A 14,692-nucleotide genomic window follows, 5' to 3' on the forward strand; every position below is an offset into this window, starting at 1 on the left:
CTGCCCCGCTCGCTGTCACCAGACGGTGATGGGATCGCTCGCCACCATGGCCGAGCCCGGCTTGCAGCCGAAGGCCTGGGCAAAGGCCGGCATATTGCTCATGGGCGCGATCACCCGGTACTTGCCGGGCGAGTGCGGGTCGGTGCGCAGCTGGTTGACCAGGGCCTCGGTGCGGTACTTGGAGCGCCACAGGAAGGCGTTGGACAGGAAGAAGCGCTGCTCGGGCGTGTAGCCCTCGATCTTCTCCAGCTTGGCGCCGGGTCGCTTCAGGGCCATCTGCAGCGCGTCGAAGGCGATGGGCATGCCGGCCACGTCGGAGATGTTCTCGCCCAGGGTGAGCCTGCCGTTGATCTTCTCGCCAGGCACGGGCTCGTAGCCGCCGTAGAGCTTGACCACGCGGTCCGCGCGCTCCTTGTAGGCCTCGGCATCGGCTTGCGTCCACCAATCGCTCAGGTTGCCCACGCTGTCGAACAGGCGGCCGCGGTCGTCGAAGTGGTGGGTGATTTCATGGCCGATGACCATGCCGATGGCGCCGTAGTTGACGGCATCGTCGGCCTTGGCATCGAAGAAGGGCGGCTGCAGGATGCCGGCCGGGAAGGTGATCTCGTTGAAGCCGCCGGCCGAGGCATTGACCACGTGGGGCGACATGCCCCAGCGGCCGCGGTCCACCGGCTTGTCCAGCTCGTTCATCTGGCGGTTGCTGTTCCAGGCCGAGGTGCGCAGCAGGTTGCCGGCGTAGTCGTCATTGGCGAGCTGCAGGCCGCTGTAGTCGGGCCACTTTTCGGGCGCGCCGATCTTGGGCGTCATCGCGTCGAGCTTCTGCAGGGCCTTCTGCTTGGTTGGCTCGCTCATCCAGGCCAGGGCGCGGATGTGCATGCGCATCGCCTCCTTCACGTCGGCCACCAGCTGCGAGGAACGCTTTTGTGCCTCGGGCGAGAAGGCCTTGCTGACAAAGACCTCGCCCATGCTGAGGCCGAGTGGCAGGTTGCCGGTGCGGCCGGCGATGGCCAGGATCACCGCTTCGGCGCGCGGCGGCGCGGCCTGCAGGCCGCGGATGGTGGCGTCGCGGTAGTCGAAGTGGGCCGAGGCGAAGGCCTTGGGCAGGCGGTCGGCTGTGGCGTCGAGCAGGCGCAGCTTCAGGTAGAGGCGCCAGGTGTCCAAAGGCGTGCTGGCAGCCAGCTCGGCCACGCGCTTCATGAAGGCTGGCTGGCCGACGATCACGCGATCCACGCCGCCCTTGCGCTGCGCCGTGGTGGTGGCTTCCTTCAGATAAGCCGCCCAGTCGAGTCCGGGTGCGGCCTGGGCCAGTTCGGCCGGCGAGAAGGGGTTGTACTGGGCGTTCGGGTCGCGCAGTTGGTCGCGCGGCTTGGTGGCCTCGGCGAGCCGGGTTTCGAAGGTGATCAACGAAGCGATGGCCTCGTCAGTGACTGGCGTGCCGGCGGCCTCCAGCAGGCGGCGGGCGTAGGTCTTGTAGGCGGCCTGCAGCTTGGCCGAGGTGGCGTCGGTCTTGAAGTAGTCCTCACGGTCAGGCAGGCCGAGGCCGCCATTGCCGAGGTAGAGCGCGTTGCGGCGCACATCCTTGGAATCGGCCCGCACCGAGAGGGCGAGCGGCGCGACGATCTGGCTGCGGCTCAGCTCGACCAGCAGGGCCTGCAGTTGCTCGCGCTGCTGCAGGCCATCGATGCGCTGCAGCAGTGGCTTGACCGCCGCGAGGCCCTTGGCCTCGATGGCCGCCAGGTCCATGCCGCTGGCGTAGTAGGCGGCAGCGAGCTTCAGGCCGGGCGTGGTCTGCAGCGCCGGCCTGGCCACCAGCTCGTTCAGCGCGTTCTGCAGCACGGCCTCGTTGGCCAGGCGCAACTGCTCAAAGCTGCCGATGCGTGACTGGCTGGCCGGCACCACGGCCTGGGCGAGCCAGGGGCCGTTGACGTGTTCATAGAAGTCCTGGCAGGGCTGGACCTCGGTGGACAGGCCCTTCAGGTCCAGGGCCTGGGCGGCGCTGCTACAGGCGAGGGCGGCGGCAAGGGCTAGGGCATTGATACGGCGCATGGTGCTGCTCTCAAAGTGTGTACGACAAGGCGAAGAGCCTAGCCCAAGTGGGCTCGCGCCGACGCTGGGCCTGTGGCGGCCGCTACACTGAGCGCCCATGGCCGGCCTCGACAAGAACACCCCCACGCCCACTGAAATCACCGCCCACCAGCAGTCCCGTGTGCTGGAGGTGGCGTTCTCGGATGGCGCGCGTTTCCGTATCCCCTTCGAGCTGATGCGGGTCTACAGCCCCTCGGCCGAGGTCCAGGGCCACGGCCCGGGCCAGGAGACGCTGCAGTATGGCAAGCGCGAGATCGGCATCGTGGCGATCAATGCGGTCGGCCATTACGCGATCCAGCCGCTGTTCTCCGATGGCCACGAGAGCGGCCTGTTCTCCTGGGACTACCTCTACCAGCTGGGCGCCAACGAGGGGAAGCTCTGGCAGGACTACGAGGCCCGCCTCGCGGCAGCCGGCGTCACGCGCGACACGCCCATGCCCGACAAGTCCGGCTCAGCTGGCTCGTCCTGCGGCAGCCATTCGCATTGAATTTTGAAGAGAAGCATCCGGACATGAGCAGCACCCACTTCGGCTTCCAGACCGTCGACGAAACCGAGAAGGCCAGCCGCGTGCGTGGTGTCTTCGACTCGGTCGCTTCGCGCTACGACGTGATGAACGACCTGATGTCCATGGGCATGCACCGCGCCTGGAAGAAGTACACGGTGGCCGTGGCCAACCTGAAGCCGGGCCAGCGCGTGCTGGACATTGCCGGCGGCACCGGCGACTTGTCGCGCGCCTTTGCCCGCGAGGTCGGCGAGACCGGCATGGTGGTGCACACCGACATCAACGAGGCCATGCTGCGCCAGGGCCGCAACCGCTTGCTGGACGAAGGCCTGGTCCTGCCCACCAACCTCTGCGACGCCGAGAAGCTGCCCTACAAGAACGAGAGCTTCGACCTCGTGAGTGTGGCCTTCGGCCTGCGCAACATGACCCACAAGGACCAGGCCCTGGCCGAGATGTGCCGGGTGCTCAAGCCCGGCGGCCGCCTGCTGGTGCTGGAGTTCTCCAAGGTCGCGAAGCCCCTGGCCAAGCCCTATGACTGGTACTCCTTCAACATCCTCCCGAAGCTGGGCCAGATGATTGCCGGCGATGCCGAGAGCTACCGCTACCTGGCCGAGTCGATCCGCATGCACCCCGACCAGCAGGCGCTCAAGGCCCTGATGAAGACGGCCGGCTTCGGCCATGTGGACGTGCACAACCTCAGCGCTGGCATCGTGGCGCTGCATGCCGGGATCAAGTGCTGAGCACTGCTTGAGCCTGCGGACGAAGCGGGGCGGATTTGCGGGGGCTGAGCCGTCGCCCGTGAAAGCTACACTCGGTCGCCCCGCGCGCGGGCACCGTATCCGATGGAGCTTCCACACATGCAAAAGCAAATTTCTCCGGCTGCTGGCAGCCACCGTGTCCTGGCGCTGGCCGCAGCTGCCGGCCTGAGCGTCGTGCTGGCGGCCTGTGGCGGAGGCAAATCCGAAACTGCCTCGCAGCCGGCTGCCAAGGTCAACAAGGGCGAGGTGACCATCCAGCAGATCAATGCCGTGCTCGCGGTGCAGCGCGTCAAGCCCGAAGTCGGCGAAGCCGTCAGTCGCCAGATCCTGGAGCGGCTGATCGAGCAGGAACTGATCGTGCAGAAGGCCGCCGAGTTGAAGATCGATACCGATCCCAAGGTGCTTCAGCAAATCGAGGCGGCCCGGCGCGACGTGATCACGCGCGCCTATGCCGACCACGTCAGCCAGAACATCGCCAAGCCGACCGACGCCGAGATCGCCAAGTTCTACGCCGACAAGCCGGCCCTGTTCGCCGAGCGCAAGATCTACACGATGCAGGAGCTGGTCATCGAGGCGGCGCCACCGGTGGTCGAGGCTCTGCGCGCCCGCCTTGCGGCCGCCAAGACGCTCAGCGAGTTCCTGGAGCACCTGCGCAGCCAGCAGATTCGCTTCAACATCAACCAGGCCGTACGGCCCGCCGAGCAGGTGCCTCCCGGCATGCTGGACACGCTGTCCCGCCTGAAGGATGGCCAATCGCTGGTGATGCCCGTGGCTAGCGGCCTTCAGGTGCTGTACCTGCAGGCTTCGCGCAGTCAGCCGCTCGACGAAGCGCGTGCCCGACCGCTGATCGAGTTGATTCTCGGCAACCAACGCAAGGCCGAACTGGCGGCGAAGGAAATGAAGGCGCTGCGCGAGGCTGCCAAGATCGAGTACGTGGGCAAGTTCGCCGAGAAGCTGCCGGGCGCCGCCAGTGCGCCGGTGGAGGCCGCGCCGCTGCTGGCCCCGTCTGCCAGCGAGAGCGGGAAGTAAGGTCGGCCGGCTGAGCTGGCGGGTCAGCGGCAGGGGCCGGAAGCGGGCAAAGTTGTCAGTCCCGCGTTCCGGTGGCCGCCGGGCCGGGCGGGCCATCCCTGCCTGCCATCTTTCTAAGGGAAAATGCGGCTCGCCCCCGTGCCGGAGCCGCTTCCCGCCGCTCCGCCCCAGCGACTTGGAGAAATCTTGAAAGTACTCGTCACCGGCGCCGCCGGCTTCATCGGCATGCATGTCAGCCAGATCCTGCTGGCGCGCGGCGACCAGGTGGTCGGCCTGGACAACCTGAACGATTACTACGATCCGCAGCTGAAGCACGACCGGCTGGCGCGCCTCACGCCGCATCCGGGCTTCAAGTTCGTCAAGCTCGACATCGCTGACCGCCCCGGCATGGAGGCACTGTTCGCGGCCGAGAAATTTGATCGCGTGATCCACCTGGCCGCCCAGGCCGGCGTGCGCTACTCGATCCAGAATCCGCATGCCTACATCGAGTCCAACATCCAGGGCTTCATGAACGTGCTGGAAGGCTGCCGCCACAACCAGGTCGGCCACCTGGTCTATGCCTCCAGCTCCAGCGTCTATGGTGGCAACACCTTGATGCCGTTCTCCGAGCATCACAGCGTCGACCATCCGGTCAGCCTGTACGCGGCCACCAAGAAGGCCAACGAGCTGATGGCCCACACCTACAGCCATCTCTACGGCCTGCCGACCACGGGCCTGCGCTTCTTCACCGTCTACGGTCCCTGGGGCCGGCCGGACATGGCCTTGTTCCTGTTCACCAAGGCCATCATCGAGGGCAAGCCGATCAACGTGTTCAACCACGGCCAGATGGTGCGCGACTTCACCTATGTGGACGACATCGCCGAGGGCGTGATCCGGGTGCTGGACCGCGTGGCGAGCGCCGACCCCGGGTACGACCCGGCCAAGGCTGATCCGGCGCGCTCCAACGTGCCCTACCGCGTCTTCAACATCGGCAACCACGACCCGATCACCTTGATGGAGTTCATCCAGGCCATCGAGCAGGCCGTGGGCCAGGAAGCGGTCAAGAACTTCATGCCGCTGCAGGACGGCGATGTGCCGGCCACCCATGCCGACGTGGCCGAGCTGGGCGAGTGGACCGGCTTCAAGCCGGCCATGCCGGTGCCTGAAGGCGTCAAGCGCTTCGTCGCCTGGTACCGCGACTACTTCAAAGTCTGAAGAAGAATCCCATGGTCAAGATCAACAACATCAGCGTCGACAACGCAGCACCCTTCGTGCTGTTCGGCGGCGTCAATGTGCTGGAGTCCGAGCAGTTCGCGGTGGACGTCTGCGGCGAGTACGTCCGCGTCACGCAGAAGCTGGGCATTCCCTATGTGTTCAAGGCCTCGTTCGACAAGGCCAACCGCTCCTCCATCCACTCGTACCGGGGCCCGGGCCTCGAAGCTGGCCTGAAGATCTTCGAGGCGGTCAAGAAGGCCCACGGCGTGGCCGTGCTGACCGATGTACACGAGCCCTGGCAGGCGGCCGAGGTGAGCGCCGTTTGTGACGTGCTGCAGTTGCCGGCCTTCCTGGCGCGCCAGACCGACCTGGTCGTGGCCCTGGCCAAGACCGGCCGAGTCATCAACATCAAGAAGCCGCAGTTCGTCAGCCCGCCGCAGATGAAGAACATCGTCGAGAAGTTCGAGGAATGCGGCAATCCCAACCTGATGCTCTGCGACCGCGGCGCGCAGTTCGGCTACGACAACCTCGTCGTCGACATGCTGGGCTTTGGCGTGATGAAGCAGGTCAGCGGCAACAAGCCGGTGATCTTCGACGTGACCCATGCGCTGCAGCAGCGCGAGTCCGGCGCCGCCGCTTCAGGCGGCCGCCGTGGCCAGGTCACCGAGCTGGCCCGCTCCGGCATGGCACTCGGCCTGGCCGGCCTGTTCCTGGAGTCGCATCCCGACCCGGCTGTGGCCAAGTGCGACGGCCCGAGCGCCCTGCGCCTGTCGCAGCTGGAAGCCTTCCTGCAGCAGGTCAAGGCGGTGGACGACCTGGTCAAGAGCCTGCCGGCCCTGGACACCCAATAAGGGCCTCAACGTCCGGGCTGTGCCCGGCCCGCCCCCGAGGGGAGCCAAGGAAACTTGGGGCGGTGCTGCGTTTCCTTGGGTTTTTCAGTCGAAGGTCTTGGCGTCGCTGAGCAGCGGCGCCACCTTGTCCTTGTCGGCCAGCAGCGGCGCCACGCCGGTGTCGGGCCATTGGATGCCGATGGCCGGGTCGTCCCAGCGCACTGCGCCTTCGCTCTGCGGCGCGTAGACGTCGGTGGTCTTGTAGAGGAAGTCGGCCGACTCCGAGAGCACCAGGAAGCCGTGCGCGAAGCCCGGCGGAATCCACAGCTGACGCTGGTTCTCGGCGCTCAGCTCCACGCCCTCCCAGCGGCCAAAGTTCGGGCTGCTGCGGCGCATGTCCACGGCCACGTCGAACACCGCGCCCGAGACCACGCGGACCAGCTTGCCCTGCGCATGCGGCGGCAGCTGGAAATGCAGGCCGCGCAGCACGCCACGTGCCGAGCGCGAATGGTTGTCCTGCACGAAGCGCAGCGTGTTGCCGGTGGCGGCGTTGAAGACCGCTTCGTTCCAGCTCTCGGTGAAGAAGCCGCGGGCATCGCCGAAGACGCGCGGTTCGACGATCAGGACTTCGGGCAGGCGGGTGGGGGTGATCTTCAGGCTCATCGAGTGCTCATTCAGAAAGCGCGCTTCTCATTCAGCAGGCGCAGCAGGTATTGGCCGTAGCCGTTCTTGGCCAGCGGGCGGGCCAGTGCCTCGAGCTGGGCCGCATCGATCCAGCCGGAGCGGAAGGCCACTTCCTCGGGGCAGGCGACCTTCAGGCCCTGGCGCTTTTCCAGCGTGGCGATGAACTGGCCGGCTTCGAGCAGGCTGTCGTGCGTGCCCGTATCCAGCCAGGCATAGCCGCGACCCATGATCTCGACCTGCAGCTGCTGCTGGCGCAGGTACTGCGCATTGACGTCGGTGATCTCGAGCTCGCCGCGCGGGCTGGGCTTGATGGCGGCGGCGATATCGCAGACCTGCTCGTCGTAGAAGTAGAGGCCGGTCACGGCGTAGTTGCTCTTCGGCGCCTTGGGCTTTTCTTCAATCGACAGGGCCTGCTGGTTGGCATCGAACTCGACCACGCCATAGCGCTCCGGGTCGGTCACGTGATAGGCGAACACGGTGGCGCCCGTGTCGGTATCAGCCGCGTGCGAGAGCAGGCCCTGGAAGTCGTGGCCATAGAAGATGTTGTCGCCCAGCACCAGGGCTGAAGGGCTGCCATCAATGAACTGCTTGCCGAGGATGAAGGCCTGGGCCAGGCCATCGGGACTGGGCTGCACGCAGTAGCTGATGTTCAGGCCCCAGCGCGAGCCGTCGCCCAGCAGGGCTTCGAAACGCGGCGTGTCCTGCGGCGTGCTGATCAAGAGGATGTCGCGGATGCCCGCCAGCATCAGGGTGCTGAGCGGGTAGTAGACCATGGGCTTGTCGTAGACCGGCAGCAGCTGCTTGCTCATGGCCAGCGTGGCCGGATGCAGGCGCGTGCCGGAACCGCCGGCGAGGATGATGCCCTTGCGTTGCTTGGTGCTCATGGAGACAGCCCTCAGAGAATTTCGTTCAGCATGCGTTCCACGCCCTGTTGCCAGGGCGGCAGCCTGAGGCCGAAGGCGGCCTGCAGCTTGGCGGTGGAGAGGCGCGAATTGAGCGGCCGGCGCGCCGGCGTGGGGTAGTCGCTGGTGGGGATGGCCAGGATCTGGTCGGGCGCCACCTTGATGGCATGGCCCTTGGCACGGGCCCATTCGATCACGTGGCAGGCATAGGCATGCCAGCTGGTCTCGCCAGCGGCCACGGTGTTGTAGAGGCCCGAGAGCGAAGGATCGGCCAGCGTGGCGCGGATCATGTGGGCGCTCAGGTCGGCCAGCAAGTCGGCACCGGTCGGGGCGCCAATCTGGTCGGCAATCACCTTGAGCTGATCGCGCTCGGCCGCCAGGCGCAGCATGGTCTTGGCGAAGTTGCCGCCACGGGCTGCATAGACCCAGCTGGTGCGCAGGATCAGGTGCTGGCAGCCGATGTCGCGTATCACCACCTCGGCGGCCGCCTTGCCGGCGCCGTAGACGCTCAGCGGTGCGAGGGGGGCGTTCTCGTCGCGCGGCTGGTCACCGCTGCCATCGAACACATAGTCGCTGCTGTAGTGGACCAGCAGGGCGCCCAGGTCCTTGGCGATGGAGGCGAGCGCGGCAACGGCCGCTGCATTGATCTGCTGCGCAAGGCGGGGCTCGGACTCGGCCTTGTCCACCGCCGTGTAGGCCGCCGCATTGACGATGACCTGCGGTGCTTCGCGGGTCACGCGCGCGAACAGCGATTCCGTGTCGGCCAGGTCGCCGCCCGGGTCGTGGCGGTCCAAGGCCACCAGCTCACCCAGCGGTGCCAGCGCGCGTTGCAGTTCCCAACCGAGTTGGCCGTTCTTGCCGAGCAGCAATATCTTCATGAGTCAGATCAACCGTAGTGCTGGCTCAGCCAGTCGCGGTAGGCGCCGCTCTGCACGCGGGCCACCCAGTCCGGGTGGTCGAGGTACCACTGCACCGTCTTGCGGATGCCTGTCTCAAACGTTTCGGCCGGGCGCCAGCCGAGCTCGCGCTCGATCTTGCGGGCGTCGATGGCATAGCGGCGGTCGTGGCCGGGGCGGTCGGTCACGTAGGTGATCAGGCGCTCGTAGGGGCCATCGGCGGAGGGTCGCAACTCGTCGAGCAGGGCGCAGACCGTCTTGACGATGTCGATGTTGGCCATCTCGTTCCAGCCGCCCACGTTGTAGACCTCGCCGACGCGGCCGCCCTGCAGCACGGCGCGGATCGCGCTGGCGTGGTCGGTCACGTAGAGCCAGTCGCGGATCTGCTGTCCATCGCCATAGACCGGCAGCGGCTTGCCCGCGAGGGCGTTGACGATCATCAGCGGGATCAGCTTCTCGGGGAAGTGATAGGGCCCGTAGTTGTTCGAGCAGTTGGTGGTCAGCACCGGCAGGCCATAGGTGTGGTGCCAGGCGCGCACCAGGTGGTCGCTGGCAGCCTTGCTGGCCGAGTAGGGGCTGTTGGGCTCGTAGGGGTTGGTCTCGCTGAACGGCGGGTCGTCCTTCTTCAGCGAGCCGTAGACCTCGTCGGTCGACACATGGTGGAAGCGGAACGCTGCCGTTGCATCGCCCTGCAGGCCGCTCCAGTAGGTGCGCGCTGCTTCCAGCAGCGTGAACGTGCCTTCGATGTTGGTGCGCACGAAGGCGCCTGGGCCGTGGATGGAACGGTCCACATGGCTCTCGGCCGCGAAGTGGACGATGGCGCGCGGCTGGTGCTCGGCGAGCAGCTTGTCGACCAGGGCGCGGTCGCAGATATCACCCTGGACGAAGACATGGCGGGCGTCGCCCTCCAGCGTCTTCAGGTTCTCAAGATTGCCGGCATAGCTCAGCACATCGAGATTGATGACCGTCTCGTCGCTCTGCTGGAGCCAGTCGAGAACGAAGTTGCTGCCGATGAAGCCGGCGCCGCCGGTGACGAGGATGCTCATGATGCGTATTGCCTAACTTCTTCCGTAGGTGTCATCGAAGCGGACGATGTCGTCTTCGCCGAGGTAGGAGCCCGACTGGACTTCGATGATCTCCAGCGGCACCTTGCCGGGGTTGCGCAGGCGGTGCTTCTCGCCCAAGGGGATGTAGGTGCTCTGGTTCTCGCTCAGCAGAATGATCTGCTCGCCGTTGGTGACCTCGGCCGTGCCCGAGACGACGATCCAGTGCTCGGCCCGGTGGTGGTGCATCTGCAGGCTCAAGGACGCGCCCGGCTTGACCATGATGCGCTTGACCTGGAAGCGCTCGCCCTGGTCGATGCTGTCATACCAGCCCCAGGGGCGGTGCACCTTGCGCGGCAGGTCCAACTCGCCGCGCTGGCTGGCATGCAGCTGGTTGACGATGGTCTTGACCTCCTGGCTGCGCGCGCGGTCGGTCACGAGCACGGCGTCGGGCGTTTCGACCACGACCACGTCTTCCAGGCCGACCACGCTGACCAGGCGGCTGGTGGCATGCACCAGCGTGTTCTTGCTGGCTTTGATGATGGCGTCGCCATAGGCCGCGTTGCCGTCGGTGTCCTTGTCGGCCACCAGCCAGACGGCCTCCCAGGCGCCCAGGTCGTTCCAGCCGGCGGCCAGCGGCACCATGCGCAAGGGGAAGGGGCTGCCGGGGCAGCGCTCCATCACCGCATAGTCGATGGACTCGGCGGGCACGGCGGCGAACTCTTGCTTGCCGGGGCGGATGAACTTGGCGTCCGTCGTGCGGGCGGCCCAGGCGGCGCGCGTGGCTTCCAGGATGTCGGGGCGGAACTGGGCGAGCGCCGCGATCCAGGTGCTGGCGCGCAGCACGAACATGCCGGCGTTCCAGAAGTAGTCGCCGCTGGCCAGGTAGCCCTCGGCGGTGGCGAGGTCAGGCTTTTCAACGAAGGCGGCGACAGCCAGGCCGGCAGCATCGGCGCTGGCGCGGATGTAGCCATAGCCGGTCTCGGGCCGCTCCGGCGTGATGCCGAGGATGACGATGGCGCCGTCGGCCGCCTGGCGCACAGCCTGCTGCATGGCGGTCTTGAAGGCGGCCGGGTCGGTGACGGTCTGGTCGGCGGGCGTCACCACCAGCACCGGATCGTTGCCGCCTTCCAGCGCGGCCAGTGCGGCCAGCGTCACGGCCGGTGCGGTGTTGCGGCCGCAGGGTTCGAGCAGGGCCGCGCCGGGCTCGATGCGTGTCTCGCGCAGCTGGTCGAGCAGCAGGAAGCGATGTTCCTCATTGCCGACGATCAGCGGCGCGGCGGCGGCAATGTCGCTGCTGGCCAGGTCGGCCAGGCGGCGCGCGGCCTGCTGGAACAGGCTCTCATTGCCCGCCAGCACCAGGAACTGCTTGGGATAGCCGGCGCGCGACAGCGGCCAAAGCCGGGTGCCACTGCCGCCGGCCATGATGACGGGTTGAACTTGAACAGCGCTCATGGATCTCCCAATTCTTTGTCGGTCGCGGCGGTCGTGATCGCCTGAAAAGCAAGCCCTCAAAAGCCCTGCGGGTTGAGGCTTTGCCAGCGCCAGCTGTCTTCGCACATGACACCCAGGCTGCGCGTGGCGCGCCAGCCCAGCTTTTCGGCAGCCAAGGCCGGGTCAGCCCAGCAGGCCGCCACGTCGCCCGTGCGGCGCGGCGCGAATTCGTAGGGCACGGGCTTGCCGCTTGCGGCCTCGTAGGCGCGCACCACATCGAGCACGCTGTAGCCCTGGCCGGTGCCGAGGTTGACGGTGATGGACTCGTTCTGGCTCAAGAGGAAGCGCAGCGCTGCCACATGACCCTCGGCCAGGTCGACCACGTGGATGTAGTCGCGCACGCCGGTGCCGTCTGGGGTGTCGTAGTCGTTGCCGAACACCTTCAGCACGTCGCGCCGGCCCACGGCCACTTGCGCCACATAGGGCATCAGGTTGTTCGGGATGCCGCGCGGGTCTTCGCCGATCTGGCCGCTTTCGTGGGCGCCCACCGGGTTGAAGTAGCGCAGCGCGGCGGTCTGCCAGCGCGGATCGGCCGCGCCGATGTCGCGCAGGATGGTCTCGCCGATCAGCTTGGTTTGGCCATAAGGATTGACGGCCGAGACCGGCGCATCCTCGCGCAGCGGCAGGCTTTCAGGCGTTCCGTAAACGGTGGCGCTGGAGCTGAAGACGATGCGCCGGCAGCCGTGCGCCGCCATGGTGGCGCAGACGGTCAAGAGGCCGCCTATGTTGTTGCGGTAGTAGTCCAGCGGCTTCTCGGTCGATTCACCCACCGCCTTGAAGGCCGCGAAGTGCACGACGGCGTCGAACTGGTGCTTGGCGAACACCGCCTCCAGCGCTTCGGGGTCGCCCACGTCGGCGCATTCGAACACCGGTGGCTTGCCGGCCAGCTGGGCCAGGCGGGGCAGCACGGCCGGCGAGCTGTTGGAGAAGTCGTCCACGCCCACCACGTCGAAGCCGGCGGCCAGCAGGGCCAGCCAGGTGTGGGAGCCGATGTAGCCGGTCGCGCCGGTCAGCAGGATCTTGCTCATGGAGTCTCGAGGGTGGGGCCGGCCCGAGGCGGGGCGGCGTGCGCGCGGATTCTCTCTCAATCGTCCCGGCGGACCTGGAGGCGAGCGTGGCAAATGGCCAGGAATGCGCCACTAAAGCGTGGCCACCGAAGCCTCGACGCGGGACATGAGGCCCGCTGCCTACAATCCGCCGATGATTCTTGATCAATGGTCCCAACTCCTCGCCCCTGCCGTGCAGGAGCGGCTGGTCCTGCTCATCAACCATGTGCTGTCGCGTGAAGGCGTGGCCACCGAACGGCTGAAGCCGCAAGCGGGCCGCAGCCTGGTGCTGAGCCTGGCGGGCTGGCCGGCCCTGTTGCCGGCAGCCCCTGACCTGGCTTTGCAGGTGACGCCGGCCGGCCTGTTCGAGCGCCTGGAGGCGCCGCCCGCCGATGCCGCCCTGCGTGTGCAGCTCGATGCCAGCAACCCCGCCGCCCTGGCCCTCGGGGCGCTCAGCGGCGTCAAGCCGCGCGTCACGGTGCAGGGCGATGCGGCCCTGGCCGGCGAGGTGAACTGGCTGATCGAAAACCTGCGCTGGGACATCGCCGACGACCTGGCCGGCCTGGTCGGTCCGATGGCGGCCCAGCAACTGGCCCGCTTCGGTGAGGCGGCGACGGCGGCCCTGAGCCAGCTCGCCGGCGTTGCCAAAGGCGCTGCCGGCTTCGGCGCCCGCAAGAGCTCATGAGGTATCTCGCCCGGCTGCTGGTCATCGTCTGGACCATCCGGCGCTTCGGCCTGGATGACATGGCGCTGGCCGCCTTCAGTGGCCGGCGCTTCCGCTGGCTGCGCACGGTGTTGTCGCTGGGGCGGCGCTGGCGCGAGCCGCGTGGCGTGCGCCTGCGCCTGGCGCTGGAGCGGCTGGGCCCCATCTTCGTCAAGTTCGGTCAGGTGCTGTCGACGCGGCGCGACCTGCTGCCGCCCGACATCGCCATCGAGCTGGCCAAGCTTCAGGACGATGTGCCGCCGTTCGACGCGGCCCATTCGCGCCAGCTGATCGAGCAGGCCTTCGGCCGCAGCATCGAGCAGCTGTTCGAGACCTTCGACGCCGAGCCGGTGGCCAGCGCCTCCATTGCCCAGGTGCACTTCGCCACGCTGAAGGGCGGCCGCGAGGTGGCGGTCAAGGTGCTGCGGCCCGGCATGCTGGACGTCATCGACGACGACATCGCCCTCTTGCGCACCCTGGCCAGCTGGGTCGAGCGCCTCTCGGCCGACGGCCGGCGCCTCAAACCCCGCGAGGTGGTGGCCGAGTTCGACACTTACCTGCACGACGAGCTGGACCTGGTGCGCGAGGCCGCCAATGCCGCGCAGCTGCGCCGCAACATGGACGGCCTCAATCTCGTGATGGTGCCCGAGATGATCTGGGAGCTCTGCACCCAGGACGTGATCGTGATGGAGCGGATGAGCGGCGTGCCGATCTCGCAGCTGCAGCGCCTCGTCGAGGCCGGTGTCGACATCCCCAAGCTGGCCCGCGACGGCGTCACCATCTTCTTCACCCAGGTGTTCCGCGACGGCTTCTTCCATGCCGACATGCACCCCGGCAACATCCAGGTCAGCCTGGCGCCGAGCACCTTCGGCCGCTACATCGCGCTTGATTTCGGCATCATCGGCACGCTGAACGAGACCGACAAGGACTACCTGGCGCAGAACTTCGTCGCCTTCTTCCAGCGCGACTACAAGCGCGTGGCCCAGCTGCACATCGAGTCGGGCTGGGTGCCGGCCGAAACCCGGGTCGACGAGCTGGAGAGCGCGGTGCGCGCCGTCTGCGAGCCGCACTTTGACCGGCCGCTGAAGGACATCTCGCTGGGTCAGGTCCTGATGCGCCTGTTCCAGGCCTCGCGCCGCTTCAATGTCGAGATCCAGCCGCAGCTGGTACTCCTGCAAAAGACGCTCTTGAACGTCGAGGGCCTCGGCCGCCAGCTCGACCCCGAGCTGGACCTCTGGGCCACGGCCAAGCCCTTCCTGGAGCGCTGGATGGACGAGCAGATCGGCGCCCGCGCCCTGCTCAACCAGGTGAAGAAGGAAGCACCGCGCTACGCCCAGCTGCTGCCCGAGCTGCCGCGCCTGCTGCACGAGGTGCTCAAGCGCCAGAGCCAACCGCAGGACAGCGCCCTCGTGCAGGCCTTGCTGCACGAGCAGCGCCGTACCAACCGCCTGCTGCAGGCCGTGATCTACGGCGGCCTCGGCTTCGTGCTGGGCCTGGTGGCGATGCGCTTCTACGCCAGCCTCTGA

At 67.3% G+C, this 14,692-nt stretch carries 14 protein-coding genes; 7 read left to right on the plus strand and 7 right to left on the minus strand.

Going from position 1 to position 14,692, the window contains the following annotated elements; genetic code table 11:
• Window positions 1-15: 15 nt before the first annotated feature.
• Complete coding sequence (locus J7U46_RS13060; RefSeq protein ID WP_282826477.1) at window positions 16-2,046, minus strand: M13 family metallopeptidase; 2,031 nt, start codon at window positions 2,044-2,046, stop codon at window positions 16-18.
• A gap of 97 nt (window positions 2,047-2,143) precedes the next feature.
• On the opposite strand from J7U46_RS13060, the gene J7U46_RS13065 reads away from it, so the two are divergent.
• The 5 genes from J7U46_RS13065 to kdsA all read left to right on the plus strand — a co-directional run bounded on the left by J7U46_RS13065 (window position 2,144) and on the right by kdsA (window position 6,419).
• Window positions 2,144-2,572 carry a DUF971 domain-containing protein gene (locus tag J7U46_RS13065; RefSeq protein WP_282826478.1) on the plus strand — a complete coding sequence of 143 codons (429 nt, stop codon included), beginning with the start codon at window positions 2,144-2,146 and terminating at the stop codon, window positions 2,570-2,572.
• Window positions 2,573-2,595: 23 nt separating this feature from the next.
• Window positions 2,596-3,327 carry a bifunctional demethylmenaquinone methyltransferase/2-methoxy-6-polyprenyl-1,4-benzoquinol methylase UbiE gene (ubiE, locus tag J7U46_RS13070; RefSeq protein ID WP_282826480.1) on the plus strand — a complete coding sequence of 244 codons (732 nt, stop codon included), beginning with the start codon at window positions 2,596-2,598 and terminating at the stop codon, window positions 3,325-3,327.
• A gap of 117 nt (window positions 3,328-3,444) precedes the next feature.
• On the plus strand, window positions 3,445-4,374 hold the full coding sequence (locus tag J7U46_RS13075; RefSeq protein WP_282826482.1) for an EpsD family peptidyl-prolyl cis-trans isomerase: 930 nt from the start codon (window positions 3,445-3,447) through the stop codon (window positions 4,372-4,374).
• A 186-nt stretch (window positions 4,375-4,560) separates the two neighbouring features.
• Window positions 4,561-5,568, plus strand: coding sequence for an NAD-dependent epimerase (locus J7U46_RS13080; RefSeq protein ID WP_282826483.1), 1,008 nt, complete (start codon window positions 4,561-4,563; stop codon window positions 5,566-5,568).
• 11 nt (window positions 5,569-5,579) lie between these two features.
• Window positions 5,580-6,419: a 3-deoxy-8-phosphooctulonate synthase gene (kdsA, locus tag J7U46_RS13085; RefSeq protein ID WP_282826484.1), complete on the plus strand. Its 840-nt coding sequence runs from the start codon at window positions 5,580-5,582 to the stop codon at window positions 6,417-6,419.
• A gap of 84 nt (window positions 6,420-6,503) precedes the next feature.
• On the opposite strand, the gene rfbC is transcribed toward kdsA, so the two are convergent.
• The 6 genes from rfbC to galE are packed head-to-tail and all read right to left on the minus strand — an operon-like array spanning window position 6,504 to window position 12,445.
• Entirely contained in the window at window positions 6,504-7,055 is a 552-nt protein-coding gene (gene rfbC, locus J7U46_RS13090; protein ID WP_282826914.1) for a dTDP-4-dehydrorhamnose 3,5-epimerase, read from the minus strand.
• 17 nt (window positions 7,056-7,072) lie between these two features.
• Window positions 7,073-7,966, minus strand: coding sequence for a glucose-1-phosphate thymidylyltransferase RfbA (rfbA, locus tag J7U46_RS13095; protein ID WP_282826485.1), 894 nt, complete (start codon window positions 7,964-7,966; stop codon window positions 7,073-7,075).
• 11 nt (window positions 7,967-7,977) lie between these two features.
• The gene (gene rfbD, locus J7U46_RS13100) at window positions 7,978-8,862 is read right to left on the minus strand and encodes a dTDP-4-dehydrorhamnose reductase (RefSeq protein WP_282826487.1); all 885 of its coding nucleotides are present in this window, start codon (window positions 8,860-8,862) and stop codon (window positions 7,978-7,980) included.
• 8 nt (window positions 8,863-8,870) lie between these two features.
• A complete protein-coding gene (rfbB, locus tag J7U46_RS13105) occupies window positions 8,871-9,926 on the minus strand; it encodes a dTDP-glucose 4,6-dehydratase (protein WP_282826489.1) in 1,056 nt (351 codons plus the stop codon).
• Window positions 9,927-9,938: 12 nt separating this feature from the next.
• Entirely contained in the window at window positions 9,939-11,378 is a 1,440-nt protein-coding gene (locus J7U46_RS13110; RefSeq protein ID WP_282826491.1) for a mannose-1-phosphate guanylyltransferase/mannose-6-phosphate isomerase, read from the minus strand.
• Window positions 11,379-11,434: 56 nt separating this feature from the next.
• On the minus strand, window positions 11,435-12,445 hold the full coding sequence (gene galE, locus J7U46_RS13115) for a UDP-glucose 4-epimerase GalE (protein ID WP_282826492.1): 1,011 nt from the start codon (window positions 12,443-12,445) through the stop codon (window positions 11,435-11,437).
• 172 nt (window positions 12,446-12,617) lie between these two features.
• Between galE and J7U46_RS13120 the strand changes: the two genes are divergently transcribed.
• Window positions 12,618-13,148: a hypothetical protein gene (locus J7U46_RS13120; RefSeq protein ID WP_282826494.1), complete on the plus strand. Its 531-nt coding sequence runs from the start codon at window positions 12,618-12,620 to the stop codon at window positions 13,146-13,148.
• On the plus strand, window positions 13,145-14,692 hold the full coding sequence (ubiB, locus tag J7U46_RS13125) for a ubiquinone biosynthesis regulatory protein kinase UbiB (RefSeq protein ID WP_282826495.1): 1,548 nt from the start codon (window positions 13,145-13,147) through the stop codon (window positions 14,690-14,692). The genes J7U46_RS13120 and ubiB overlap by 4 nt, the downstream gene beginning before the upstream one ends.

It is taken from the genome of Pelomonas sp. V22, assembly GCF_030014915.1.
GTDB lineage: Bacteria > Pseudomonadota > Gammaproteobacteria > Burkholderiales > Burkholderiaceae_C > JAUASW01.

Excerpts from the sequence above, each read along its gene's own strand:
- J7U46_RS13060 (WP_282826477.1), bottom strand. The coding sequence starts at position 2,046 with ATGCGCCGTATCAATGCCCTAGCCCTTGCCGCCGCCCTCGCCTGTAGC.
- J7U46_RS13065 (WP_282826478.1), top strand. The coding sequence starts at position 2,144 with ATGGCCGGCCTCGACAAGAACACCCCCACGCCCACTGAAATCACCGCC.
- ubiE (WP_282826480.1), top strand. The coding sequence starts at position 2,596 with ATGAGCAGCACCCACTTCGGCTTCCAGACCGTCGACGAAACCGAGAAG.
- J7U46_RS13075 (WP_282826482.1), top strand. The coding sequence starts at position 3,445 with ATGCAAAAGCAAATTTCTCCGGCTGCTGGCAGCCACCGTGTCCTGGCG.
- kdsA (WP_282826484.1), top strand. The coding sequence starts at position 5,580 with ATGGTCAAGATCAACAACATCAGCGTCGACAACGCAGCACCCTTCGTG.
- rfbA (WP_282826485.1), bottom strand. The coding sequence starts at position 7,966 with ATGAGCACCAAGCAACGCAAGGGCATCATCCTCGCCGGCGGTTCCGGC.
- rfbD (WP_282826487.1), bottom strand. The coding sequence starts at position 8,862 with ATGAAGATATTGCTGCTCGGCAAGAACGGCCAACTCGGTTGGGAACTG.
- rfbB (WP_282826489.1), bottom strand. The coding sequence starts at position 9,926 with ATGAGCATCCTCGTCACCGGCGGCGCCGGCTTCATCGGCAGCAACTTC.
- J7U46_RS13110 (WP_282826491.1), bottom strand. The coding sequence starts at position 11,378 with ATGAGCGCTGTTCAAGTTCAACCCGTCATCATGGCCGGCGGCAGTGGC.
- galE (WP_282826492.1), bottom strand. The coding sequence starts at position 12,445 with ATGAGCAAGATCCTGCTGACCGGCGCGACCGGCTACATCGGCTCCCAC.
- J7U46_RS13120 (WP_282826494.1), top strand. The coding sequence starts at position 12,618 with ATGATTCTTGATCAATGGTCCCAACTCCTCGCCCCTGCCGTGCAGGAG.
- ubiB (WP_282826495.1), top strand. The coding sequence starts at position 13,145 with ATGAGGTATCTCGCCCGGCTGCTGGTCATCGTCTGGACCATCCGGCGC.